The sequence below is a fragment of the Nitratireductor sp. L15S-10 genome, assembly GCF_045011005.1.
In the GTDB taxonomy this organism is placed as follows: domain Bacteria; phylum Pseudomonadota; class Alphaproteobacteria; order Rhizobiales; family Rhizobiaceae; genus Nitratireductor.
Window position 1 is genome coordinate 3,133,311 of sequence record NZ_CP120674.1, and the last position, 21,992, is coordinate 3,155,302.

Genomic DNA, 21,992 nt, shown 5'->3' on the forward strand with positions numbered 1-21,992 from the left:
GTCAGGCAAACCAGTCTTCAAGGAAGCGCAGATAGATCTGCGTCAGGGTTTCGAGGTCGGACAGTGCCACCCGTTCATCGACCATGTGCATGGTCTGGCCGACAAGACCAAACTCCACGACGGGGCAATAATCCTTGATGAAGCGTGCATCGGACGTGCCGCCGGAGGTGGAGAGTTGTGGACGCGACCCGACCACGGACTCGATCGAAACCGACAGGGTCTCGATCAGTTTTTCGTCCCGCGTCAGGAAAACGGGGCTCGGGCGGCCAAGCCAGTCGATGTCGAATTCGACCGGCTGTTCAGCGCCCCTGCGCAGACGGTTTTCCGCTGCGGCACGGTCGAGACGGTTGTGGATTTCGGCCTGCAGGCTTTCAACGCTCCACGTGTCATTGAAGCGGATGTTGAAGACCGCCGTGGCCCTGGCCGGGATGACGTTGGTGGCTGTGTTGCCCACATCGACCGTGGTGACTTCCAGATTGCTTGGCTGAAAATCCGCCGTGCCTTCATCGAAGGGTGTCTCAAGCAACGCTACAAGCAGTTGCATGAGGCCGGGCACCGGATTGTCTGCCCGATGCGGATAGGCGACGTGTCCCTGACGGCCATTGACGGTGATGCGACCGGTGAGCGAACCACGCCGGCCGATCTTGATCATGTCGCCGAGCCGGTCCGGATTTGTGGGTTCGCCGACAATCGAGGCGTCCCATTTTTCGCCACGCTCCGCGGCCCATTCGAGAAGCTTGACCGTGCCGTTAAGCGCCGGGCCTTCCTCATCTCCGGTGATGAGGAAGGAGACGGAACCTTTCGGCTTGCCATGGGCTTCCACATAGCGGGCGAGCGCGGCAACGAAACAGGCGATGCCGCCCTTCATGTCCACCGCGCCGCGACCATACATCTGGCCATCGGCAATGGCGGCGGCGAAAGGCGGATGTCTCCAGGCGCTCTCATCGCCCGGCGGCACGACATCGGTATGACCGGCAAACATGAGATGCGGGCCCTCGCCCGCGAGCTTGCCATAGAGATTTTCGATGTCGGGCGTGCCTTCTTCGGAGAAGACCGGGCGTTCGACGGTGCAGTCGAGCGCTTTCAACATGCCCTGAAGCACGGAAAGCGCCTGACCTTCCACCGGTGTGACGGAAGGGCAGCGAATGAGTTCGGCAAGGTTTGCGGCGGGATCGGTCGGCAGTGTCATGCGCAAGGGATAATCCAACAGGACGTGCCTGTCACGCGGCAAACCTTCTATTGCTTCGGCGCGTTTGTCCGATCGCCATATTCGTTTGCGCCCGCATCGCCCGGATAGAGGCACAGCACGATGAAGGCGAGGATCGAGACCATCGGGATAAAGAGCGCGACGGCAAAAATGCCGGGCTTGCCGAAATCATGCAGACGCTTGACGCCGAGCGCCACCGAGGAAAAGACCGAAACGAAGAAGAGGCCCCAGAAAAGCAGCGCCCACATGCCGCTGGCGCCGCTGCCTTCCGGCGCCAGGGTAAAACGATAGAGCGCGAAGGCCTGCAGGACAGCCAGAAGCATGCCCGCCAGGAAAAAGGCGGCGCGGCTCACCCTTCCGGAAAAGCCGAAAAACAGCCAGGCTATCTGTCCCTTGGGCATTGCGCTTCTCCGCCGCTCGTCAGTCGCGCAGGAGTTCGTTGATCGACGTCTTGGAGCGGGTCTTCTCATCGACGCGCTTGACGATCACGGCGCAGTAGAGGCTCGGGCCCCAGTTCTCGCCCGGCACATTCTTGCCCGGCATGGTGCCGGCGACGACCACCGAGTAGGGCGGGACTTCGCCGTAGAAGATCTCGCCCGTGGCGCGGTCGACGATCTTGGTGGATTTTCCGATATAGACGCCCATGCCCAGCACCGAGCCTTCGCGCACGATGCAGCCTTCGACCACTTCGGAGCGCGCGCCGATGAAGCAGTGGTCCTCGATGATGGTGGGGCCGGCCTGCATGGGCTCCAGAACGCCGCCGATGCCGACACCGCCAGAAAGATGCACATTCTTGCCGATCTGCGCGCAGGAGCCGACGGTGGCCCAGGTGTCGACCATGGTGCCCTCGCCCACATAGGCGCCCAGATTAACGAAGGACGGCATCAGCACGACGCCGGGCGCGACATAGGCCGAGTGACGCACAACGGCGTTTGGCACGGCGCGGAAGCCGGCCTTCTCGAACTCGTTTGCGCTCCAGCCATCGAATTTCGAGGCCACCTTGTCCCACCAGACGGCATCGCCCGGTCCGCCCTTGATGACCTGCATCGGGTTCAGGCGGAAAGAAAGAAGCACAGCCTTCTTCAGCCACTGGTTTACTTTCCAGGAGCCATCTGCCTGACGCTCGGCAACCCGCGCCTTGCCACTGTCGAGCAGGTGCAGCGCGGCTTCCACCGCGTCGCGAATCTCGCCGCGTGTGTCGGTCGAAACGCCGTCGCGCTCGTCGAATGCCTTTTCGATTGTTGTTTCCAGCGCGGCGACATCGATACTCGTCATGCTTGCGGCTCCATTGAACAAGCTGTTAAGGGCTCAGCCATAGTTTGGGAAAATGACCCAGGTCGGCGCGGAAACTATGCGAAGCGTCACTGGGGGTCAATCTCGGGATCGCGCGGGGACGCGCCAAAGGACGGATAAATGACGATGGATTCGAAAGACGAGAACGGCTGGACGCCTCTACCGCATTCCGATGAGGATCTGCGCCGTTCGCGGCAAGTGCCCGACACACCGCAAACACGCGCGGAAACCTATCGTCTTGCCTGGGACGACGAAGACTTCATGACGCGGCGCGAATTGCGCCCGGTGCGCCTGCAACTGGAACTTCTGAAGCCGGAAATGGTGCTTGCCGAGCGCGGCATTCGCTCCACCGTAATCCTTTTCGGCGGCGCGCGCCTGCCCGAGCCCGGAGGAGAGGCCTGGGCGGCCAAGAACGAGACGCAGAAAAAGAACCTTGAAAAGAACAGTCGCTACTATCAGGAAGCCCGCAATTTCGCGCGGCTTTGCTCGGAAGAATCGGCCAAATCCTACTACCGCGAATATGTGGTGGTGACAGGCGGTGGACCGGGCGTGATGGAAGCCGGCAATCGTGGCGCTGCCGATTGCGGCGCGCCCTCCATCGGCCTCAACATCGTGTTGCCGCATGAGCAGGCGCCAAACCTTTATGTGACGCCGGAGCTCTGCTTCAACTTCCACTACTTTGCCATCCGCAAGATGCACTTCATGATGCGGGCGAAGGCGGTTGCCGTGTTTCCCGGTGGCTTCGGCACGATGGACGAACTGTTCGAAACCCTGACGCTTATTCAGACCGGGCGCATGGAGCGGGTACCGGTGGTTCTGTTTGGCAAGGAGTTCTGGGAAGGTGCGATCGATCTGGCCTTCCTGGCCGAACAGGGCACGATTTCTCCCGGAGACGACGAACTGATCACCTTTGTCGACACAGCAGAAGAAGCCTGGGCCAAGATCGCCGGGTTCTACGAGCTCTGAGCTCCCATGCCGCAGCCTGCGGTACTGGCGGCACGGCCAGCAATCGGCTAGGCATTCGTGGATGACGCAATGGCCGGGTAACAAAAGCTGGTTTGAGAGCCTGCGCCGCGATGCAAAGCTTTTCGCGGCGGTTGGCATTATCTCGCTGCTAATGGGGCTGCTGCAGCCGCTGGCCCTGGCTGCGACTGCACCGGTCTCCTATGGCTTCGTCATTTGTACGACCTACGGGATCGGCACGGCATCCGATGACAGTCGAGAGCATCCGCGCGCGTCTCAATGCCCGCTATGTGTAAGTGGCCATGCGTGCGGCTACCAATTTTCATCGGCCTCACCGCAAATCGCAGTGCTGGCCCTGCCCATATGGCACGGAAGCGACGCCATTGCCCCCTGTTGGGGCAACCGCGTTTCCACCACCCCCGCCAGCGCGACAGCACACGCCATTCGCGCTCCCCCTGCCCTTGTCTGATCTTTCCAAGCCCGGGTTTCCGGTAGTTCAAAGCTCAGTCATGAAAGGCAGAACCATGCGCTCAAACATTCTCTTCGCGGCGGTTGCCGCATTCCCCCTGCTTGCCTCGGCCATCGCAGCGCCGGCCATGGACCATCAGACCGGCCACGTCGTCGAGGCCGGCGACCTGAAGATCGCTGACGCCAGGGTGCGGGCCATGCTACCCGGTCAGCCTTCAGGCGGCGGTTATATGGTGATCGAAAATACCGGCGCAGGCGATGACCGGCTCCTGTCGCTGACCTCCCCACGCGCAGGCAAGGTAGAGGTGCACAGTATGGAAATGAACAATGACGTGATGGTCATGCGTCCTGTCAAAGGAGGCCTGACGATACCTGCCGGCGAGACGGTGACGCTGGAGCCTGGCGGCCTCCACGTGATGTTCATGCAGGTGGAGAAGGGTTTTCAGGAAGGCGAGTCCATACCGCTGACGCTGCAATTCGAAAAAGCGGGAACGATCGATCTGGAGCTTATGGCAGGCCCGGCTCGCGGCAAGACGTCCGGTACGGGTCATAGCCACTGACACCTGGAGGTGGTTTCACCTCAAAGGGCAGCGTCGGCCTGGCCGGCGCTTGGCCGACCATCCAGCAACCGGCATTCTTCCGGTGTTCGCGGACGATGAACCACCGACACCAGAACGAAGGAAATGATCATCAGGAGATACCACGCGCCCAGTTTGGAAATGGAAACCGGCGTCCATCCACCGGACTGATCCGGGTAGATCCAGGCACGGGACCAGGTGCCGATGTTCTCTGCAAACCAGATAAACAGCGCCACCAGCAGAAACCCAAGCAACAACGGCATTCTGTGGCGAAACCGGAACACGCGGTAGTGCACCGTGGTGCGTGCGAAAAGCAGCGCCGTGGCTGCAAAGAGACCATAACGCATATCGACCGTGTAGTGATGGGCGAAAAAGTTCACATAGATCGCTGCAGCGAGCACCAATGTCATCCAGAAAGCCGGATATCGGGTATAGCGCATGTCGAAAATCCGGCTGATGCGCGCGAGGTAGGATCCCACGGCGGCATACATGAAACCCGAGAAGAGCGGCACTGCGGCGACGCGAAAGACGCTCTCTTCCGGATAGATCCACGAGCCAGCTGAGGTTTTGAAGACCTCCATCACCGTGCCGACCACGTGAAAAATAAGGATGACCTTCGCTTCAGACGGTTGCTCAAGACCGCCGGCCAGCATGAGCACCTGTATGGCAAGCGCTGCAAGAAACAGGAAATCGTAGCGTGCCAGGACGGCATTCTGCGGCCACAGATAATGTGTTGCAATGATCAGCGCGAGCAGCAACCCGCCAAAAAGGCAGGCCCATGCCTGCTTCAATCCGAACACGGCGAACTCAACCAGCGCGCCAGCCGGGCCCTGTGCAGGCAACCTGTCGAGAACGCGATGCGCAACGGAGTCGATGCGCGCTTCAAAAGATGTAAAACGCCGCATTGGCGTCAGGCCTTCATCGCCGTTTCGAGAAACTCCGCGAGGTTATCGGTGACGAAGTCGACATCGTCTTCCTCGTTGGGGTCCTGCTCCCATATCTCGGTAAAAGTCGGCTCGAAATTGTTGGGCACGACCAGAACCGTGGTCATGCCCAGCCTCTTCGGCACGGCCAGATTGCGCGCCAGATCCTCGAACATGACAGCGTTTTCGCCCGCCACCCGATGCAAGGCGACGAACTTGTCATAGGTGGCGGCAGCCGGTTTCGGGAGAAGCCCGGCGGCAACGATGTCGAAAATGTCGTCAAAATGGTCGAGAACGCCGAGCTGCCGCGCCGCACGTTCCGCGTGGCCGCGATCACCATTGGTGAAGATGAACTTGCGGCCCGGCAAAGCGCGAATGGCAGCGCCAAGCCTCGGATCGGGGTCGAGCCACGAATAGTCGATGTCATGCACCTTCTCGAGGAACTCGTCGGGGTCGATGTCGTAACGCTTCATCAGACCATTGAGCGTCGTACCGTGCTCCCGGTAGAGGTCTTTCTGGAGCGTCCGTGCTTTGTCTGTCTCCATCTGGAGAAGTTCGGACACGTAAGCCGTCATCTTCACATCGATCTGCGAAAACAGATTGCTATGATGCGGATAAAGCGTGTTGTCGAGATCAAACACCCAGTCGGTGACATGGGCGAAACGATTGGGAGCGGGTCGGTTTGTCATGCTTCCGTTATGCCAGAGCCGACCGGTTCATCGCAATCGTCCAGCAGGCTTTTCCGCTTCAAACAAAAGCCACGATGCAAAAGAAACGTGCCGCCATCGCAACTCGAAGATGACAACCATGTACCGATTGCACCATCTGTGCCTTCCTCTTCCGGTGTTTGCTTTCACCACAGCGGTTCTCGCCCAGCCTGAACCGAGCTTCGAAGCGACGTGCGCACAATTGCGCGACAGGCTCGCAGCCCTCGACGCCCAAAGCGATGAGTGGGTCACCATCGACGTCGTGGGCGAACTACGCGCCGTGGAGCACGACGGCACGCTGGGCTACATGCTGACCTGCGCCGCGCCGGACCCTGAAGTGGTGTGCACAACCTATGAGATCAATGATTACAGAGCGGGCGATCGCGTGGTGCTGAGCGGGACGCTGAACCAGATCGATACCGATCATGTAAGCCTCGACCCCTGCCTTCATTACCCGGCGGATGCCGAACGGCCACTTCCATTCCGGTAGCCCGAACTGGTATACCACTTTGACCGAACTGCGCTCTTGCGCGTTTGACGCCTGGATTGCAAAAGACGCTGCATGGAATTGTGGATTCCCATCACCATTGGCGCAGCCTTCCTGCAAAACCTGCGATCGGTCGGGCAGAAACACCTCAAGGGCGTCATGGGCACAACCGGAGCGACGTTCGTTCGCTTCGGATTCGGCATGCCGTTCGTGCTGGTCCTGTGGCTCGCGCTACACTTTGCTGCCGGTTATGAATTCCCGGAACTTCACGGGACGTTTCTTGCCTGGACGCTGCTCGGCGGGCTGGGTCAGATCTCCGCGCAATTTCTCCTCATTTATCTCTTCTCCTTCCGCAATTTTGCGGTAGGGACCGCTTATTCACGCACCGAGCCGGCCCAAGCCGCCATCTTCGGCCTCGTGCTTCTTGGTGAGGTGGCCGGCTTTGGAGCGCTGGTCGCCATCGCCGTCACCGTGGTTGGCGTGATGCTTATCTCAGTGGCGCGTGTGCCGATGAGTTGGGGCAACCTGTTCCGCTCGCTCATCAGCCGCACAGCACTGATCGGATTGGCCTCGGGCACACTGTTCGGCATAACGGCCGTCGCCTATCGCGGAGCGTCGCTTTCGCTGGGCGGGCCCAATTACCTGATGCAGGCGACCACGACGCTGGCCGTGACCATCACGTTTCAAACCGCGATCATGCTCATCTGGATGCTGTGGCGCGACCGCGCCGAAGTCGGCCGAATTGCAGAGGCATGGAAACCGTCACTGTTTGTCGGTTTCGTTGGCGCGGCGGCTTCGCTCGGCTGGTTCAGCGCCATGACGCTACAACAGGCTGCGGTGGTGAAGGCGCTGGCGCAGATCGAAATGATCTTCACCTTCGCCTCCTCCGTTTTCTTCTTCCGCGAGCACATCAACCGCACGGAAGTGGCAGGCTGCCTGCTGATCGTCGCGGGGATTGTTCTGCTTGTGCTTTTATAGGACTACTGCCCATCCCAAGCGGATGCCTGTGACGAACCTGCTCGTTCTGCAAAGAGTCCAAGTGCTGCATTGAGACCGTTGATAGCCGCCGGCCAGCCGCCATACGCTGCCATCTGCAGAATGACTTCCAGTATCTCGCGTTCGGCAGCACCCGCCGCAAGCGCATGTTCGATGTTGATCCTGAGTTGCGGGGCCGTCTGCCCGCCAAGCGCAGTCAACGCCGCTACAGTGGCAAGCTGGCGTGTTTTCAAGTCGAGACCCTCGCGAGCATAGAAGCGGCCATAGGCGCTTTCGATGAGCGTTTCCGCAAACCCCGGCAGAGCATCATCATAGCGCTGGGCCAAAATCGTTTCGAGCTCGGGATTAAGCTGTGCCGCAATCTTGCGCCCCTGTTCGAAGGCGGACAGCGCTGCCTCACTCCCAATCGTGTTCTCAGTGGTCATAAGTCTGTTCCTTGAGGCCGTCCTCGGCGCGGTGGCGCGCTTCGATTTCGGCATAGTTGATGATCTTGTAGTCGAGCAGTTCGACACATGCCTTAAGTTCATCGATCTTCGCCAACACCACCATGCGCTGATGTTCCAGCATCTCGCGGCGCTGAGCAGAGCTACGCTCGCCCTCACGACGTAGACGCGCATAGGTCTCCACATCGGCAAGCGGCATGCCGGTGGCTTTCAACAATTTGATGAATTTCAGCCATGCGATGATGTTTTCGTCATAGGCACGCTGACCACCCTGCCGCCAGGGCGGATCGATGAGACCAAGCTTCTCATAATAGCGCAGCGTGTCGATGCTCAGACCGGTGCGTCTTGCGACTTCGCCAATCTTCATGCGACCTCCTGCCCGGGCTGCACCGCACCCTTAGCCATAAAGGCGCAGGCTCTCTCGACGTCGCTTGCCTTAAGCGCCTCAAGGAAACGTTCGATGATGGTATGCTTTTGCATATGTGCATCTCCATTGTGTGCACATATGCATCTACTTTCTGGAGCGAACTCCAGGTCAAGCGTGTTTTCGCTTTTATCGAAAACTCACCCTTACGGGACGATCAGCGTTCCTGCGCCATGCTCGGTGAAAAGCTCAAGAAGCACAGCATGCGGAGTTTTGCCGTTCAGAATGACAACACCTTCCACACCGCGCTCGATGGCCTGAATGCAGGTCTCGACCTTGGGGATCATGCCACCGGATATCGTGCCATCCTTGATGAGGGCGCGGGCTTCGGCGACCGTCAGCTCGTCGATCAGCTTCTTGTCCCTGTCGAGCACGCCCGGCACATCGGTGAGGAAAAGGAGGCGCGTGGCCCGAACGGCACCAGCGATGGCGCCGGCAAAGGTGTCTGCATTGATGTTGTAGGTGTGGCCGTCACGGCCGGGCGCCACCGGGGCGATGACGGGGATCATCTCCGAATGAGCGAGGAGATCGAGCAGCGTGCGGTCGACCTCCACCGGCTCGCCGACGAAACCGAGATCGAGCACGCGCTCGATATTGGAATCGGGATCGACCACGGTCTTGTGCGCCTTATCGGCAAAGACCATGTTGCCATCCTTGCCGCACAGGCCAATGGCCCATTCACCCTCGGCATTGATGAGCGCCACGATTTCCTTGTTGATGGAGCCGGCCAAAACCATCTCGACGATCTCGACGGTTTTTTCGTCGGTGACGCGCAGGCCGCCCTCGAATTTCGATTCGATGCCCATCTTCTTGAGCATGGCCGCGATCTGCGGGCCGCCGCCATGAACGACGATGGGGCTGACGCCGGACTGCTTCAGGAGCGCGATGTCGCGGGCGAACGCCTGGCCGAGCGCCGCATCGCCCATGGCGTGGCCGCCATATTTCACGACGATGGTCTTGTTTTCATAACGCTGCATGTAAGGCAGTGCCGCCGAAAGAAAGCGGGCCTGGGCTTCAGCAGTTTCCGTCATGTCCGTCATCGCGTTGTTCCCCAAAGTCAAAACGGCGGTTTCTTAAAGCATTTTTCGCTGCAAGTGAAACGATCTTGCTGGTCAGCGGACAAAAAGCTGCTTTTGCCGATTGCGGGCAGGCTTGCCTTTGCGTCGCAGCGCTCTAACTCTCATCCTTCTACGCCTTTTCTGACCTCCCGTTTGCGCTTAGTCTCCCATAATGACCCCGGACGAGATAACGAAGCTGATTTTCCGTACCGCGCTCAAGGAGCGTGCGGCGTTTGATCTTCTTTATCGCCACACGAGTGCGAAACTCTTCGGTGTCTGCCTGCGTGTCTTGAAGGACAGGGCGGAGGCCGAGGAGGCGCTGCAGGACGTCTATGTAAAGATATGGACCAAGGCGGACCGGTTTGCCGCGACGGATCTCAGCCCCATAACCTGGCTGGTTGCGGTGGCGCGCAATCACGCGATCGACAGGCTGAGGGCGCGCAAGGCGCCTGCCGCGGAACTGGATGAGGCGCAGGCCATCGCCGACCCGAAGCCGAGCCCGGAAAGCCTGGCTCAAGCCGGCAGCGAGCGCCGGCGGATCGATGCCTGCCTCGGCGAACTGGAAACCGACCGCGCAATGGCGGTGCGCGGAGCCTATCTCAACGGTGACAGCTACGCCGAACTTGCGGCCCATTTCGATGTGCCGCTCAACACGATGCGAACCTGGCTGCGGCGCAGCCTCTTGAAGCTCAGGGAATGCCTGGAACGATGACGGTGGCAGACGAACACGGACCGGAAAGGCGCGACGACGATCTTGTCGCTGCCGAATATGTGCTCGGTGTGCTTGCAGCCGAAGAGCGTGCGGCGGCCGCGCGCCGCATCGAGACGGAAGCCGGTTTTGCGCGGCTGGTGGAAGACTGGGAGACGCGGCTTGCGCCGATGGCGGACGCCTATGAGAAGGTGGAACCTCCGGCAAACGCGAAATCCATCATCGACACGCGGCTTTTCGGCGCGGGGACCGCTGCGGAAAGACCCGACCTGTGGTCGAGCCTTGCCTTCTGGCGCGGCGCTGCCATGGTCGCGCTTGTGGCTCTCGCCGCTTATGTCGGCCTCACTTACACGAACCTGCCATTCGGCAATCAGCCGCTTCAGGAGCAGCGTTTCGTCGCCTCGCTTGCACATGACGACACCGATGTGCGTTATCTCGCGGTCTATGACAGCACCAAGCGTGACGTTGCGCTCTCGCATGTTTCCGGCGCGCGACCCGATGGTCGAGATTTCGAGCTCTGGGCCATCGAGGGTGACAACCCCCCGGTCTCTCTCGGGGTCATTCCGGTCGGGTCGAGCGTTCATGTGGCGCTGAGCGAAGCGCTTGGCGCCGCCATCGATGCAGGCGCCGTATTTGCCATCACCACGGAACCGCTGGGCGGTTCGCCGGACGGCACGCCCACCGGGCCAGTGGTCGCACTTGGCGATTTGCGCGACATCTGATTTCGGCTCTCCGAAAAATAATCGGATTTTTTTGAAACTTCCCGGAGTGCCTCTCCGTGTCTCCTCATGTTCCCAAAACGGGCCAGCCAGAATGGCAGCCCCACAAATGACCCGAGGAGTTCTAACATGCACAAGTTCACTGCTTCCATTCTCGCTGGTTCGATTGCTCTCGCTTTCACGGGCACGGCTCTTGCCGAAAACCCGATGGTTGGCGGCGCGGCGATGTATGCAGACAAGACGATCGTTGAAAACGCGGTCAATTCAAAGGATCACACCACACTGGTGGCTGCCGTGAAGGCTGCCGGCCTGGTCGAAACGCTTTCTGGTGAAGGGCCTTTCACCGTGTTCGCTCCCACCAATGCCGCATTCGAGAAACTGCCCGATGGCACGGTCGACACGCTTTTGAAGCCTGAGAACAAGGAAACGCTTACCACGGTTCTGACCTGCCACGTGGTTGCAACCGAAGCCATGTCCAGCGCCATTGGCAAGATGATCTCCGATGACGGCGGCAACCACCCGGTCAAGACAGTCGGCGGCTGCATGCTGGAAGCCAAAATGGACGGCGACAAGATCACGCTGACCGACGAGAACGGCAATGTCGCAACCGTGACCATTGCCGATGTCGATCAGTCGAACGGGGTCATCCACGTGATCGACACGGTGCTTCTGCCAAAGAGCTGAGCTGCGAAAGCAAAAACCAGACAGGTTCCGACCGGGGGCTTTCGGAACCGCAAGGGGTGGCGCAGTGCCGCCCCTTGTACCTCACACGGACTTGACTTTGAGGTGATCGCCCAGCGGACTTACCGTCCGCGCAAGGCGATGCGAGCCAACAGTGCGAAGGAGCTATTCAATGAAACGCCGCAACTTTCTTTATGGCACGGCTGGCGCGCTGGCAGCACTGACCGGCGGAGCGATTGTGCTACGCGACCGGCCCGGCGGCAGCGCCATGGCTGAAACCTTCGAGATCACAAAGAGTGAAGAAGAATGGCGCTCGATCCTTAGCGACCAGCAATTTGCCGTGCTGCGGCAGGAGGCGACGGAACGTGCCTTCACCAGCCCGCTCAACAATGAAAAGCGCGCCGGACTCTTTCACTGCGCCGGCTGCGACCTGCCGCTCTACTCATCCGAGGCGAAATATGATTCAGGCACCGGATGGCCGAGCTTCTGGGAAGCGCTGCCGGATGCCATCGGCACCAAGCCGGACAACTCACTCTTCATGACCCGGACAGAATGCCATTGCCGGCGCTGCGGCGGCCACCAGGGACACATCTTCGAAGATGGCCCTCCGCCGACCGGCAAGCGCCACTGTATCAACGGCATCGCCTTGACGTTCAAACCGGGCGCCACAATGCCAAGCTAGGGATTTGGCATTCAGCCATCAGTTACGGCGCGGGCGATGGCATCACGCAACTCATCCACGCCTTGACCTTTTTCCGATGAGGTTGCGACAATCTCCGGAAAAGCGGCCGCACGCTTCTTCAGTTGCACTTCCGTCGCGGCAAGCAGCTTTTCCACCGCAGGCGGCTTGATCTTGTCGATCTTTGTCAGCACCACCTGGTAGGAAACCGCCGCCTTGTCGAGCAGGTCCATGACCTCCTCGTCATTCTTCTTGATGCCATGGCGCGCATCAATCAGCAGGAAGACACGCTTCAGCGTGACACGGCCCCTGAGATAGTCAAAAACCATTTCTGTCCAGGCGTCGACCTGCGCCTTGGGCGCTTTGGCGAAGCCGTAGCCCGGCATGTCGATGATCGCCATGGGCGGAAGATCGCCATCGGCACCTGTGTATCCATCGGGAACGAAGAAGTTGAGCTCCTGGGTGCGGCCGGGCGTGTTGGATGTGCGGGCCAAACCACGCTGAACGATCAACGCATTGATGAGCGATGATTTGCCCACATTCGAGCGACCGGCGAAAGCCACCTCGGGCGGACCTTCGGGGGGCAGAAATTTCATGGCCGGCGCACCGCGCAGAAAAACCCACGGACGCAGGAAGATCCCGCGATCAATCTGCGCCTTGCCGGCGGCTGCGCCATCGTGTGAAGCGTTCACGCCATCATCTCCATTACCGTTCAAATGACGGCATCAAGACTGACGGAGCATTTGTCAACTGCGCTGATGATGAAACCGTATTCCAAAGACCACTCAGGCCCTGCCGAGAACCTGCATTACACTGAGATGCGTTGAGCGGGAACTGCGGCTGGCTTCGCGCAAAGCCTCGCCGAGGCGTTCGAGGTCCATGGCTTCCTGCGGGCACCATCCACAGGGACAGCAGGACGGTTCGCAATGCGCTTCCGCCGTTTCACGATAGATGTGTCCAACGGCGCGCGCGGCTTCGCGCATCACAGCCATCGGCGGCAGGCCGGTCCGGCGCATGACCTCGCTCATTTCCTTCATCATCTGGAGCTTCAGATGTGTTTCCGCCTGTCGGCGGCGGCGTTCAAACTCGCTCATCGGTGCCAGTCAGTCCTTGTAAGTGTGCAGAAGGACCGCGCATGCATCCCTCAACCGCTTTCATGCCGCCCGTCATCACGTGCAATTCACCGCACGCCTCGTCGAGCTCCCTCATCGCCTCAAAGAGCGCTTCGCGGTCCCGACAATGGGTGTCGAAGAGAGCAACGAAGATCATGTTGCTGCCGTCATGCGGCTCCGGCGCCTCATTCGCCCGCGAAAGGCTCTCGGCGGCTGCCCGTTTTGTCGCCTGAACCTTGGACCGCAGCCGCTCCACGCGCAGGAATTTGCCACGGTACCGCTCAAGTTCCTCAGCCTCACAGGCATGATGAGACGCAAATTCCTCAATCGGGCTCAGATGCATCATGACAATTACCTCTCGGCCTCCAGCCGCCCATGATGAACGGGACGGCCGGAGACACAGACAATACTATACCAAAAATGTCAAGTTTAATGATGCCGCCGGGCCATCCTGTCAGACAGCATTTTCAAGGGCATCCAGATCAGCGCCGCGTATGGCAGAAAGGTTGCGGCTTATCTTGTCCATCGGCCAGTTCCACCAGCCGATCCTGACGAGGGCTGCGACCGTCTCGGGCGCGAAGCGCAGGCGCAGAACGCGCGCCGGATTGCCCACGGCGATGGCGTAAGGCGGAATATCGGAGGCAACGACGGCGTGAGCCCCGATCACCGCTCCATCTCCAATAGTGACGCCTGGCATGATCTGCGCCTGCCGCCCGATCCACACATCGTTGCCGACGATGGTGTCGCCCCGGCTATGCTCCAGATAGAGCTGGCCATCAAAACCCTCCTCCCAGCCATTGCCGAAGATATTGAACGGGAAGGTGGAGAAACCGGTCATCAGATGGTTGGCTCCGTTCATCACGAATGTGGCGCCGTGGGCGATCGCGACGAATTTGCCGATTACCAGCCGGTCACCGAGAAAGTCGAAATGATAGAGGACATTCCGGTCCTCGAAACGCTCGGCCGCCAGGGGATCGTCGTAATAGGAAAAATCTCCGACTTCGATGTTCGGCCGGGTGATGAAGTTCTTGAGAAAAACGGTTCGGGGAAAGCCCGCCATCGGATATGGCGTTGCAGGATCAGGTCCGTGCATGGGGACCTCCTTGATCAAAACAGGGGAATTACCCACCGCCTCCGTCAAACGGCAAAGGGCCGGACCTCAAGTCCCGGCGGTGTGCTCTTCGGTCCCCTTAATTGATCATCGATGCATTTCCCCTGGTGCAGAAGCGTCTTTAGCGGAAATGCGTGGGGACGGCAATCACAAGCGCTGAACCAGCGCCATCGCATAGCTTGCAAGCGCGGCCAGAGAGGTCAGCGCGCGCACATGGTTCCACATCACCCACCGGGAGAGATAATCACGCCACAGCTCCGCCCCTTGCGTTGAGGCCGGATCAATTTTTGCCAAGGCCTCGTTCATGGGCACGTTGAAGATGACGGTCACAAGAAAGGTACCCATCACGTAAGCAATTCCGCCAGCAAGCAACCAGATGCCGCCGGAAGGCACCAGCCCGAGCAGGTAGAGAACGCAAAGCAGGATCCCCAGCAACGCCGTGCCGAAGAACGCTGCGAAGAAGAATGGATTGAGCACGGTGATATTGATGGCCTGCATCGCCTGAATGCCTGCCGGAACCTGAATCCGCCCAAGGGCCTGCATCACCGTGTTTGAGAATGTGAAGAAAAACCCTGCCATGACACCGGCGCCGAGCGTGGCGAGAAATACAAATGCGAAAACAAGTCTGTCAGTCATGGCAATCTCTCCGTTTGATGCGAGAGTACCCAATTCCCCTGCATCGCGTCAGAGGCAGGCGCATGGTTCCAGACATTTTCTGCCAGGGCGGCGACGTGAGAATGCACTTTTAAAAATGGGCGCGCATGCGAAAAAGGCCCGCTTTCGCAGGCCCTTTCCTTCAATTCAAACTATTCAGCCGGCTTCGGCTTTTTCTTGAACAAACCTGCCAGATTGTCCCAAAGCTCGATCTTGGCGCCCTGGCGCTTCATGATCACACCCTGCTGAACGATCGAGAGGAAGTTGTTCCAGGCCCAGTAGATCACCAGACCGGCCGGGAATGTGGCCAGCATGAAGGTGAAGATCACCGGCATCCAGTTGAAGATCATCGCCTGTGTGGGATCGGGCGGCGTCGGGTTCATGCGCATCTGCAGGAACATGGTGATGCCCATGATCAGCGGCCAGACACCGATCAGCAGGAAGGCCGGCACGTCATAAGGCAGCAGGCCGAACAGGTTGAAGACCGAGGTCGGATCGGGGGCCGACAGATCCTGGATCCAGCCGAAGAACGGCGCGTGACGCATCTCGATGGTGACGTAGAGAACCTTGTAGAGCGCGAAGAAAACCGGGATCTGGATCAGGATTGGCCAGCAACCTGCGATCGGATTGATCTTCTCCTTCTTGTAGAGCTCCATCATCGCCTGCTGCTGCTTCATCTTGTCATCCGCGTATTTCTCGCGGATTTCCATCATGGCCGGCTGAACCTTCTTCATGTTCGCCATGGACTTGTAGGACTTGTTGGCGAGCGGGAAGAAAATGAGTTTTACGACAACCGTGGTGGCAAGGATGGCGACGCCGAAATTGCCGAGCAGCTTGAACAGCCAGTCGATGAGATAGAACATCGGCTTGGTGATGAAGTAGAACCAGCCCCAGTCGATCAGAAGCTCGAACTGGCGAATGCCGCGGTCGTCTTCGTAGGCGTCAACGACATTGACCTCCTTGGCACCGGCAAAGACCATCAATTCGCTGGTGGCGGAAGCGCCATCGGCAACCGTGATCTCGTCAGTCAGATAGTCGGCCTGGTAGCGCGGCTTGCCATCGCCCGAATAGGTGTAGCGCGGCTGGAATTCGCGGCCATTCTGCGGGACCATGGTCACCGCCCAGTATTTGTCGGTGATGCCCAGCCAGCCGTCAGAGGATTTCGCCGGCGTAATGCGCTTTTCCTCTTCGACATCCGAATAGTCGATTTCCTGCAGGCCTTCCTCGCCGGTCACGCCGATCAGGCCTTCATGCAGGATGTAGATGCCGGAGGTTTTTGGCGTTCCGATGCGGGTGGTGCGGCCATAATTGCGCAGTGCGACGGCAGCGCCAGAAGCGTTTTCCACCGTGTCGGAAACCGTGAACATGTAGTTCTCGTCCACCGAGAAGGCGCGCTTGAAGGTCAGGCCCTTCTCATTGGTGAAGGACAACGTGACAGGGCTCGAAGGGGTGAGGGTGTCGCCTTCGGCAAGCGTCCACTCGGTCGAAGGACCGGGCAAGGTGCCGGCCGCCTCACCACCCACATAACCCGTCTCGACATAGTAGCCGTCAGGACCGGTCGAGGGGTTCAGAAGCTGAATGTTGGGTGAATCCTTCTCGACGGTCACCCGGTAGTCCTTGAGGAGAAGGTCATCGAGACGCGCGCCCGTCAGATTGATGGAACCGGAAATGCGCGGCGTTTCGATCTTCACACGCGCGCTACCGGCAACGGCCGCGGCGCGGTCAAGCGGCGCAGCCGATGGGTTGGCCGAGCCAGGCACGGCACCCTCACCGCTTGAAGGCGCCGGTATATCGCTGTTCTCACCGCTCGAAGACGTTGCGGCCGGGGCCGTTTCTGCCGCCTGCCGTTCTTCGATCTGGGCCGCCTGGCGCTGTTCTTCGATCCGGGGGTTCATGTAGAACACCTGCCAGAGCGTCAGGATCAACACGGACAGCGCGATCGTGATGAGAAAATTGCGATTGTTATCCATCGATGTCCTTGCCCTTTCCACGCCCGGCATCGGGTTCTCCGATGCGACGGGAAAGCTCGTCTTTCAGGGAGGCGAACGGCGCGTCAAGCACAGAACGCCGCGCCACGATCACATAATCCTTGCCGGCGGCCATGTCGTGCACCGCATGGAGGCGGCAGGCTTCCTTGAGCCGCCGGCGCACGCGGTTTCGAACGACTGCGTTGCCGACCTTCCTGGTCACCGTAATGCCAAGCCGTGGCGGGTCCTTGTCGCCGCGGTCGAGCACTTCCAGCAGAAAAAGCCGCCCGCGTCGCTTTTCACCGCGACGGACGGCCAGAAACTCGGCGCGCTTCTTAAGGCGCGCCGGGGGTGGGACGGCTGGCCGGTCCGTCATCTTTCCGGCCTCGCCTCCAGACCTTATGCGGACAGCCGCTTGCGGCCGCGATTGCGGCGGGCTGCGATCACGCGACGGCCGCCCTTGGTGGCCATGCGCGCACGGAAACCGTGCCGGCGTTTACGGACGATCTTGGAAGGCTGATATGTACGCTTCATTTGTTTTAATACCGCGGAGTGCGGCCCTTCTTAATTCTGTTTCAATGAACAGGAGCTTTGCTTTACGGGCTGGACCGAAGGCACGGATACGCGCCGCCGGACACAAGGCCCAAGCGTGGCCGGGCTTATAGGAGCATGGATGCGCAGAGTCAATCAAAACGGCGCGAATGCGCGGCCATCGCGGCAAGGGGTCTCACCCTGCCCGGGAAACCGTCGTCAATCCTGTGGAATCTCCGCAGCCACTGCTCTTTCCGCCGGATGGGCGCTCGCCGCCAGCCCGGCAGCGACACCCGCCCTGTCAGCGGCGCTGCGATTCTGGCTCATCTTGCGCTTGCCTTCGAGGTTCGTGATGGGAAGACGTAGCCCGACGATCCCGCGCAACTGGCCCATGATGAACTTTTCAGGCGCATCCGAGACAGACCAGATTTCCGCGCGACCCGTTTCGTGAAGGGTCGTCAGGCGCTCAACCACCCCACGAAGCCGGGCCTCGTCATCGAAGAATTCAATCGGTCCCCGCGCCTGAACCACGGTATAATTCCAGGTGGGGACGACCTTCCCATGCTCTTTCTTGGAGGCATACCAGGATGGGGTCACATACGCGTCGGGACCCATAAAGATGGCGAGCGCCTCGCCAATCGGCGTGTCCTTCCATTGCTCGTTGGCGCGGGCGAGATGGCCATAGAGCGTGCCATAAGGGCCTTCGGTCTCATCAAGAAACAGCGGCAGAGGGCTTGCATGAAGTCCATTCGCACCAGAGGTCACCACATTGGCAAGCCGCGCCGCCCGCATCAGTTCATGAAGTGCGGGCAGCTCTTCCTCTCGAAAGGCGGGTGGGCAATACATCCGGGTTCATCTCCCTGAAGAAGGCCTGATGCTAGCGCGCACGAAGGCAACGGAAAAGGCGGAGACCTGCCTTGCACAACAGGAAAACGGCTGTGGCGCAAGGCCTACCGGCGGCGTTCCATCCCCTGCCGGAACTGCTCGAAGATGTTTTCCACGCCGCGCTCATAGTCGTCACGCGTCTTGCGGCCGGTCTCGAACATCTGGCCGAACAGGTCGTCATAGGGATTGCGGGGGCGGCCACCCGGATTGGCTTCCGGCTCGGGCTGCGGTGCGCGGCGGCTCTGCGGTTCAGGTTGCCCGGCACCCTGCCCGCCGCGCAGGAACTGGTCGAAGATTTCCCCCAGAGGGTTGTTGCCCTGACCGCCAGAGGGAGCGCCGCGCCCGGTGGAACCACCACCACCACCACCAAACATGCCTTCCAGTATCTGGCCGAGTGGGTTGTCGGACGGGCTCATGCCCGATGGCGCGCGCCCACGCGGCTGAGCGCCGGGCTGCTGTTGGCCCATCTGGCGCATCATCTGCTCCATGAGGTCGCCAAGCATGCCACCACCGCCGGCCTGCGCCTGACGCGGCTGCGCGCCCTGTATCTGACCGGTGGACTGTTTGAACAGGCCGCCCATGAGCATGGAAGCGAGCACGGGAAGCATCTGCTTCAGCATGTCCTGGCCGAGCCCGGTTGCCTGTGCGGCGTGGCTTGCGACGGCGCGGCTCACATCCTTGGAGCCGAACAAGTGGCCCAGAATGCCGTTGCCCTCGGCCACACCTTGCGGCGAGAAAGCGTTGGCGGCATCCTCGAAATATTTTGCGTGCTGACCCGAGGCGAGCGCACCAAGAAAATTACCGGCACCGTAGGGATCGGCCGCGTTGCGCTTCAGCCCCTGACTGAAAGCCGGCAGGAGCGCCTCCATGGCTTCCTGCGCCTGTGCCTGCGAAATGCCAAACTGCCTGGCGAGCTGATCCACGCCATGCCCCTGACCGGCATTGTTGAGCATCTCGAAGAGCGGAAGCATGGGTTTTCTCCTTCATTCAATCGTCGCCGAGCAATTATCGGACCAATGTTTCAGAAAGATAACCCGACAAATCCGCTTTGTCTTCGCTGCCTTGAGCGGATGCCTAATAGGCCTGTTCGAGGAATACCGGCTCGATCGATCTGTCCCAGCGGGTGTTGAAGGCATTGGCGAGTTCTTCCGCGCTGGTGGTTCCGCGCGCGACGATCTCGTCCAGCGGACTCAGGAAGCTTGCCTCGTCATAGCCTTCCGGATTGAGACGCTTGCGGGCGGAAAGCCCCTTGCGCGAAATGGCCAGAACCTCGCGGGCAATGTCACGCAGCTCATGATTGCGGAAGCGCGTGGCCAGCCCCTCTTTCGGCACTGCGTTGCGCATGGCATCCACCTCCTCGAACGACCAGTCGGCCGTGAGGTCGTGAGCGGCGTCGAGTGCTGCCTGATCATAGAGCAGCCCCACCCAGAAGGCCGGCAGCGCGCAGATGCGCCGCCACGGGCCGCCATCGGCGCCGCGCATCTCAAGAAATCGCTTGAGACGCACATCAGGGAAGAGCGTCGAGAGATGATTGGACCAGTCGCCGATGGTTGGCAGGCCGTCAGTTACCTCACCCTTGAGCGCGCCTTCCATGAACTGGCGGAAGGTGATGTGGGTGCAGTCGTGATACCGACCGTCGCGGATGATGAAATACATCGGCACATCCAGCGCCCATTCCACATAATCGGCGAAGCCGAAGCGCTCGGAAAATGCAAAAGGCAGAAGGCCCGAGCGTTGATTGTCCGTGTCGCGCCAGATGTCGCCGCGCCAGGACTGGTAACCGTTCAGCCGCCCGCCGGTGAAGGGGGAATTTGCAAAGAGCGCGGTGGAAAGCGGCTGCAGGCGCTGCGCAACCTGCATCTTGCGGCGCATGTCCGCTTCGGTCTCGAAGTCGAGGTTCACCTGGATCGTGCAGGTGCGGTACATCATGTCGAGCCCCTGCGTGCCGACCTTCGGCATGTAGGCGGTCATGATCCGGTAGCGCGATTTCGGCATTTGCGGCGTTTCGGCGAGCGTCCATTTCGGACTGCCCCCGAGGCCCAGGAAGCGGATGCCGAGCGGCTCGGCAATCTCGCGCAGTTGCGCCAGATGGGCGTTGCCCTCGCGGCAGGTCTGGTGAAGCGTTTCGAGCGGCGCACCGGAGAGTTCGAACTGCCCACCCGGTTCGAGCGAGATGGCGCCCTGCCCGGTCGGTTCGACCAGACCGATGATGTTGCCATCATCATTGATGGCATCCCACCCGAGAACGCGCTGCATGCCCTGAAGGACTGCCTTGATGCCGCGCTCGCCCTCATAGGGAACGGGCCGGTTGCCATCGACATAGAAGGGGAATTTTTCGTGCTCGGTGCCGATGCGCCATTTATCCTTCGGCTTACAGCCTTTGGCGAGATCGGCGACAAGTTCATCGACCCGTTCGATCGGACGATTGTCAGTTGTGTCACGGGCCATATACGTCCTCCTAGAGCGCCATGCGTCCGCCTGAACGCAGAGGGACGCCCTACCTTCTCGAATTCGCATTTGTGCGAACGTCACCTGATGCCACGTGACTGCAAAATGCCAGAGCAAACCACCATGAACTGATGGACATGCAAACAATTCGCTTCAAGTAAGAATTGCTGATTGTAGCGTCAACCAAACTTGATGTGAAAACCTCAACCCCAGTCGCCAGCGCTCGCCTGGATGACGGCAAGAGCCGCCACCGCTGCCGTATCGGCCCGCAGGATGCGGGGCCCAAGCGGAATGGGTGTCACGAAGGGCAAAGCGCGCAGCTGCGCACGCTCGGCTTCGGAAAACCCGCCCTCCGGACCAACGAGAAGCGCAAGCTTCTTTTCCCGCACCGTCGCAAGCGCCGGCATCGGATTGTTGGTTGCGGCATCCTCATCGCAGAAGATCAGACGACGATCGGGTTCCCAATCGGCCAGAAGACGATCAAGCTTTAGCGGTTCGAGTACCTCCGGCACGGCCAATATGCCGCACTGTTCGGCTGCTTCCATGACATTGGCTTCGAGGCGCTGGGTGCCGGGTTTTGCCACCTGCGTGTGCTGGGTGATGACGGGTTGCAGACGCCCGGCCCCCATTTCAACAGCCTTCTGCACAAGATAGTCGAGCCGCCCCTTCTTCAGGGGAGCAAAGCAGTAGAGAAGGTCGGGATGAGGCGTCTGGGGCCGCGCCTGAGTGGTCATGCGCAGACGCACCGCCTTGCGTTTGGCCTCGGCCACTTCGGCATGCCACTCGCCGTCGCGCCCGTTGAAAACGAGCACTTCGCCGCCTTCGCGCATGCGCAGGACATTGGTCAGGTAGTGAGCCTGTTCCCGGCTGGTTTCCACCTCGGCACCGGCAGAGAGGGCGGCATCGATGAACAGCCGCTGCAGTTTATAGTTCGCACGCATGCCGGTCT

29 protein-coding genes are annotated in these 21,992 nt (G+C 60.2%); 9 read left to right on the forward strand and 20 right to left on the reverse strand.

Features of this window, described 5'->3' with window-relative positions; translation table 11 throughout:
• Position 1 precedes the first annotated feature (1 nt).
• The 3 genes from dapE to dapD are packed head-to-tail and all read right to left on the reverse strand — an operon-like array spanning position 2 to position 2,482.
• Positions 2-1,189, reverse strand: coding sequence for a succinyl-diaminopimelate desuccinylase (gene dapE, locus P2W41_RS14970; RefSeq protein ID WP_404933588.1), 1,188 nt, complete (start codon positions 1,187-1,189; stop codon positions 2-4).
• A gap of 47 nt (positions 1,190-1,236) precedes the next feature.
• On the reverse strand, positions 1,237-1,608 hold the full coding sequence (locus P2W41_RS14975) for a DUF805 domain-containing protein (protein WP_229447817.1): 372 nt from the start codon (positions 1,606-1,608) through the stop codon (positions 1,237-1,239).
• A 19-nt stretch (positions 1,609-1,627) separates the two neighbouring features.
• Positions 1,628-2,482 (reverse strand): 2,3,4,5-tetrahydropyridine-2,6-dicarboxylate N-succinyltransferase, encoded by an 855-nt coding sequence (gene dapD / locus P2W41_RS14980; RefSeq protein WP_404933589.1) that lies wholly within the window; start codon positions 2,480-2,482, stop codon positions 1,628-1,630.
• A 144-nt stretch (positions 2,483-2,626) separates the two neighbouring features.
• Between dapD and P2W41_RS14985 the strand changes: the two genes are divergently transcribed.
• The 3 genes from P2W41_RS14985 (at position 2,627) to P2W41_RS14995 (ending at position 4,491) form a co-directional block, all read left to right on the forward strand.
• Positions 2,627-3,466 (forward strand): LOG family protein, encoded by an 840-nt coding sequence (locus tag P2W41_RS14985; RefSeq protein ID WP_404934990.1) that lies wholly within the window; start codon positions 2,627-2,629, stop codon positions 3,464-3,466.
• A gap of 61 nt (positions 3,467-3,527) precedes the next feature.
• Complete coding sequence (locus P2W41_RS14990; protein WP_404933590.1) at positions 3,528-3,932, forward strand: hypothetical protein; 405 nt, start codon at positions 3,528-3,530, stop codon at positions 3,930-3,932.
• Between the two features lie 40 nt (positions 3,933-3,972).
• Positions 3,973-4,491 (forward strand): copper chaperone PCu(A)C, encoded by a 519-nt coding sequence (locus P2W41_RS14995; RefSeq protein WP_404933592.1) that lies wholly within the window; start codon positions 3,973-3,975, stop codon positions 4,489-4,491.
• 20 nt (positions 4,492-4,511) lie between these two features.
• On the opposite strand, the gene P2W41_RS15000 is transcribed toward P2W41_RS14995, so the two are convergent.
• Complete coding sequence (locus P2W41_RS15000) at positions 4,512-5,414, reverse strand: DUF817 domain-containing protein (RefSeq protein WP_292899333.1); 903 nt, start codon at positions 5,412-5,414, stop codon at positions 4,512-4,514.
• A 5-nt stretch (positions 5,415-5,419) separates the two neighbouring features.
• Positions 5,420-6,121, reverse strand: a complete 702-nt coding sequence (locus tag P2W41_RS15005; RefSeq protein WP_404933593.1) for a pyrimidine 5'-nucleotidase — start codon at positions 6,119-6,121, stop codon at positions 5,420-5,422.
• Positions 6,122-6,230: 109 nt separating this feature from the next.
• Here P2W41_RS15005 and P2W41_RS15010 point away from each other — a divergent pair, with 109 nt between their 5' ends.
• Complete coding sequence (locus P2W41_RS15010; RefSeq protein ID WP_404933594.1) at positions 6,231-6,629, forward strand: hypothetical protein; 399 nt, start codon at positions 6,231-6,233, stop codon at positions 6,627-6,629.
• Positions 6,630-6,701: 72 nt separating this feature from the next.
• Complete coding sequence (locus tag P2W41_RS15015; RefSeq protein WP_404933595.1) at positions 6,702-7,604, forward strand: EamA family transporter; 903 nt, start codon at positions 6,702-6,704, stop codon at positions 7,602-7,604.
• Between the two features lie 2 nt (positions 7,605-7,606).
• Here P2W41_RS15015 and P2W41_RS15020 read toward each other — a convergent pair whose 3' ends face one another.
• From P2W41_RS15020 to argB, 3 genes are all read right to left on the reverse strand, one after another.
• Complete coding sequence (locus P2W41_RS15020; protein ID WP_292899326.1) at positions 7,607-8,047, reverse strand: carboxymuconolactone decarboxylase family protein; 441 nt, start codon at positions 8,045-8,047, stop codon at positions 7,607-7,609.
• On the reverse strand, positions 8,037-8,432 hold the full coding sequence (locus P2W41_RS15025) for a MerR family transcriptional regulator (protein ID WP_292899324.1): 396 nt from the start codon (positions 8,430-8,432) through the stop codon (positions 8,037-8,039). Before P2W41_RS15025 ends, P2W41_RS15020 begins: the two co-directional genes overlap by 11 nt.
• Positions 8,433-8,635: 203 nt before the next feature.
• A complete protein-coding gene (gene argB, locus P2W41_RS15030; RefSeq protein WP_292899322.1) occupies positions 8,636-9,529 on the reverse strand; it encodes an acetylglutamate kinase in 894 nt (297 codons plus the stop codon).
• 190 nt (positions 9,530-9,719) lie between these two features.
• On the opposite strand from argB, the gene P2W41_RS15035 reads away from it, so the two are divergent.
• The 4 genes from P2W41_RS15035 (at position 9,720) to msrB (ending at position 12,338) form a co-directional block, all read left to right on the forward strand.
• Entirely contained in the window at positions 9,720-10,259 is a 540-nt protein-coding gene (locus P2W41_RS15035) for a sigma-70 family RNA polymerase sigma factor (protein WP_404933596.1), read from the forward strand.
• Complete coding sequence (locus tag P2W41_RS15040; protein ID WP_292900047.1) at positions 10,256-10,978, forward strand: anti-sigma factor domain-containing protein; 723 nt, start codon at positions 10,256-10,258, stop codon at positions 10,976-10,978. Before P2W41_RS15035 ends, P2W41_RS15040 begins: the two co-directional genes overlap by 4 nt.
• A 126-nt stretch (positions 10,979-11,104) precedes the next feature.
• Complete coding sequence (locus P2W41_RS15045) at positions 11,105-11,659, forward strand: fasciclin domain-containing protein (RefSeq protein WP_292899318.1); 555 nt, start codon at positions 11,105-11,107, stop codon at positions 11,657-11,659.
• A gap of 169 nt (positions 11,660-11,828) precedes the next feature.
• The gene (gene msrB, locus P2W41_RS15050; RefSeq protein ID WP_292899316.1) at positions 11,829-12,338 is read left to right on the forward strand and encodes a peptide-methionine (R)-S-oxide reductase MsrB; all 510 of its coding nucleotides are present in this window, start codon (positions 11,829-11,831) and stop codon (positions 12,336-12,338) included.
• An 11-nt stretch (positions 12,339-12,349) separates the two neighbouring features.
• On the opposite strand, the gene yihA is transcribed toward msrB, so the two are convergent.
• From yihA to P2W41_RS15110, 12 genes are all read right to left on the reverse strand, one after another.
• Complete coding sequence (yihA, locus tag P2W41_RS15055) at positions 12,350-13,027, reverse strand: ribosome biogenesis GTP-binding protein YihA/YsxC (RefSeq protein WP_292899314.1); 678 nt, start codon at positions 13,025-13,027, stop codon at positions 12,350-12,352.
• Between the two features lie 93 nt (positions 13,028-13,120).
• The gene (locus P2W41_RS15060) at positions 13,121-13,429 is read right to left on the reverse strand and encodes a hypothetical protein (protein ID WP_292899312.1); all 309 of its coding nucleotides are present in this window, start codon (positions 13,427-13,429) and stop codon (positions 13,121-13,123) included.
• A complete protein-coding gene (locus P2W41_RS15065) occupies positions 13,416-13,793 on the reverse strand; it encodes a hypothetical protein (protein WP_292899311.1) in 378 nt (125 codons plus the stop codon). Before P2W41_RS15065 ends, P2W41_RS15060 begins: the two co-directional genes overlap by 14 nt.
• Positions 13,794-13,901: 108 nt before the next feature.
• Positions 13,902-14,555, reverse strand: a complete 654-nt coding sequence (locus tag P2W41_RS15070) for a CatB-related O-acetyltransferase (protein WP_404934991.1) — start codon at positions 14,553-14,555, stop codon at positions 13,902-13,904.
• 150 nt (positions 14,556-14,705) lie between these two features.
• Entirely contained in the window at positions 14,706-15,194 is a 489-nt protein-coding gene (locus P2W41_RS15075; protein WP_404933597.1) for a DUF1772 domain-containing protein, read from the reverse strand.
• A gap of 170 nt (positions 15,195-15,364) precedes the next feature.
• Complete coding sequence (gene yidC, locus P2W41_RS15080; protein ID WP_404933598.1) at positions 15,365-17,182, reverse strand: membrane protein insertase YidC; 1,818 nt, start codon at positions 17,180-17,182, stop codon at positions 15,365-15,367.
• Positions 17,175-17,555 carry a ribonuclease P protein component gene (gene rnpA, locus P2W41_RS15085; RefSeq protein ID WP_292899306.1) on the reverse strand — a complete coding sequence of 127 codons (381 nt, stop codon included), beginning with the start codon at positions 17,553-17,555 and terminating at the stop codon, positions 17,175-17,177. The genes yidC and rnpA overlap by 8 nt, the downstream gene beginning before the upstream one ends.
• Before the next feature lie 23 nt (positions 17,556-17,578).
• Positions 17,579-17,713: a 50S ribosomal protein L34 gene (gene rpmH, locus P2W41_RS15090; RefSeq protein WP_007009688.1), complete on the reverse strand. Its 135-nt coding sequence runs from the start codon at positions 17,711-17,713 to the stop codon at positions 17,579-17,581.
• Positions 17,714-17,929: 216 nt separating this feature from the next.
• A complete protein-coding gene (locus tag P2W41_RS15095) occupies positions 17,930-18,556 on the reverse strand; it encodes an FMN-binding negative transcriptional regulator (RefSeq protein ID WP_292899303.1) in 627 nt (208 codons plus the stop codon).
• Between the two features lie 104 nt (positions 18,557-18,660).
• Positions 18,661-19,566, reverse strand: coding sequence for a DUF937 domain-containing protein (locus tag P2W41_RS15100; RefSeq protein WP_404933599.1), 906 nt, complete (start codon positions 19,564-19,566; stop codon positions 18,661-18,663).
• Between the two features lie 103 nt (positions 19,567-19,669).
• Positions 19,670-21,043 (reverse strand): glutamate--cysteine ligase, encoded by a 1,374-nt coding sequence (locus tag P2W41_RS15105; protein WP_404933600.1) that lies wholly within the window; start codon positions 21,041-21,043, stop codon positions 19,670-19,672.
• 203 nt (positions 21,044-21,246) lie between these two features.
• Positions 21,247-21,984, reverse strand: coding sequence for a 16S rRNA (uracil(1498)-N(3))-methyltransferase (locus P2W41_RS15110; RefSeq protein WP_404933601.1), 738 nt, complete (start codon positions 21,982-21,984; stop codon positions 21,247-21,249).
• Between the last annotated feature and the right edge of the window lie 8 nt (positions 21,985-21,992).

Bases quoted from the DNA above. Each gene is read 5' to 3' on its own strand.
- P2W41_RS15035 (WP_404933596.1), top strand. From the start codon at position 9,720: ATGACCCCGGACGAGATAACGAAGCTGATTTTCCGTACCGCGCTCAAG.
- P2W41_RS14975 (WP_229447817.1), bottom strand. From the start codon at position 1,608: ATGCCCAAGGGACAGATAGCCTGGCTGTTTTTCGGCTTTTCCGGAAGG.
- P2W41_RS15005 (WP_404933593.1), bottom strand. From the start codon at position 6,121: ATGACAAACCGACCCGCTCCCAATCGTTTCGCCCATGTCACCGACTGG.
- P2W41_RS15060 (WP_292899312.1), bottom strand. From the start codon at position 13,429: ATGAGCGAGTTTGAACGCCGCCGCCGACAGGCGGAAACACATCTGAAG.
- P2W41_RS15100 (WP_404933599.1), bottom strand. From the start codon at position 19,566: ATGCTTCCGCTCTTCGAGATGCTCAACAATGCCGGTCAGGGGCATGGC.
- P2W41_RS15015 (WP_404933595.1), top strand. From the start codon at position 6,702: ATGGAATTGTGGATTCCCATCACCATTGGCGCAGCCTTCCTGCAAAAC.
- argB (WP_292899322.1), bottom strand. From the start codon at position 9,529: ATGACGGACATGACGGAAACTGCTGAAGCCCAGGCCCGCTTTCTTTCG.
- P2W41_RS15025 (WP_292899324.1), bottom strand. From the start codon at position 8,432: ATGAAGATTGGCGAAGTCGCAAGACGCACCGGTCTGAGCATCGACACG.
- P2W41_RS15010 (WP_404933594.1), top strand. From the start codon at position 6,231: ATGACAACCATGTACCGATTGCACCATCTGTGCCTTCCTCTTCCGGTG.
- P2W41_RS14985 (WP_404934990.1), top strand. From the start codon at position 2,627: ATGGATTCGAAAGACGAGAACGGCTGGACGCCTCTACCGCATTCCGAT.
- P2W41_RS15095 (WP_292899303.1), bottom strand. From the start codon at position 18,556: ATGTATTGCCCACCCGCCTTTCGAGAGGAAGAGCTGCCCGCACTTCAT.
- P2W41_RS14995 (WP_404933592.1), top strand. From the start codon at position 3,973: ATGAAAGGCAGAACCATGCGCTCAAACATTCTCTTCGCGGCGGTTGCC.
- dapD (WP_404933589.1), bottom strand. From the start codon at position 2,482: ATGACGAGTATCGATGTCGCCGCGCTGGAAACAACAATCGAAAAGGCA.
- P2W41_RS15065 (WP_292899311.1), bottom strand. From the start codon at position 13,793: ATGATGCATCTGAGCCCGATTGAGGAATTTGCGTCTCATCATGCCTGT.
- P2W41_RS14990 (WP_404933590.1), top strand. From the start codon at position 3,528: ATGACGCAATGGCCGGGTAACAAAAGCTGGTTTGAGAGCCTGCGCCGC.
- P2W41_RS15105 (WP_404933600.1), bottom strand. From the start codon at position 21,043: ATGGCCCGTGACACAACTGACAATCGTCCGATCGAACGGGTCGATGAA.
- P2W41_RS15045 (WP_292899318.1), top strand. From the start codon at position 11,105: ATGCACAAGTTCACTGCTTCCATTCTCGCTGGTTCGATTGCTCTCGCT.
- P2W41_RS15110 (WP_404933601.1), bottom strand. From the start codon at position 21,984: ATGCGTGCGAACTATAAACTGCAGCGGCTGTTCATCGATGCCGCCCTC.
- msrB (WP_292899316.1), top strand. From the start codon at position 11,829: ATGAAACGCCGCAACTTTCTTTATGGCACGGCTGGCGCGCTGGCAGCA.
- P2W41_RS15075 (WP_404933597.1), bottom strand. From the start codon at position 15,194: ATGACTGACAGACTTGTTTTCGCATTTGTATTTCTCGCCACGCTCGGC.
- P2W41_RS15020 (WP_292899326.1), bottom strand. From the start codon at position 8,047: ATGACCACTGAGAACACGATTGGGAGTGAGGCAGCGCTGTCCGCCTTC.
- dapE (WP_404933588.1), bottom strand. From the start codon at position 1,189: ATGACACTGCCGACCGATCCCGCCGCAAACCTTGCCGAACTCATTCGC.
- rnpA (WP_292899306.1), bottom strand. From the start codon at position 17,555: ATGACGGACCGGCCAGCCGTCCCACCCCCGGCGCGCCTTAAGAAGCGC.
- P2W41_RS15040 (WP_292900047.1), top strand. From the start codon at position 10,256: ATGACGGTGGCAGACGAACACGGACCGGAAAGGCGCGACGACGATCTT.
- yidC (WP_404933598.1), bottom strand. From the start codon at position 17,182: ATGGATAACAATCGCAATTTTCTCATCACGATCGCGCTGTCCGTGTTG.
- rpmH (WP_007009688.1), bottom strand. From the start codon at position 17,713: ATGAAGCGTACATATCAGCCTTCCAAGATCGTCCGTAAACGCCGGCAC.
- P2W41_RS15000 (WP_292899333.1), bottom strand. From the start codon at position 5,414: ATGCGGCGTTTTACATCTTTTGAAGCGCGCATCGACTCCGTTGCGCAT.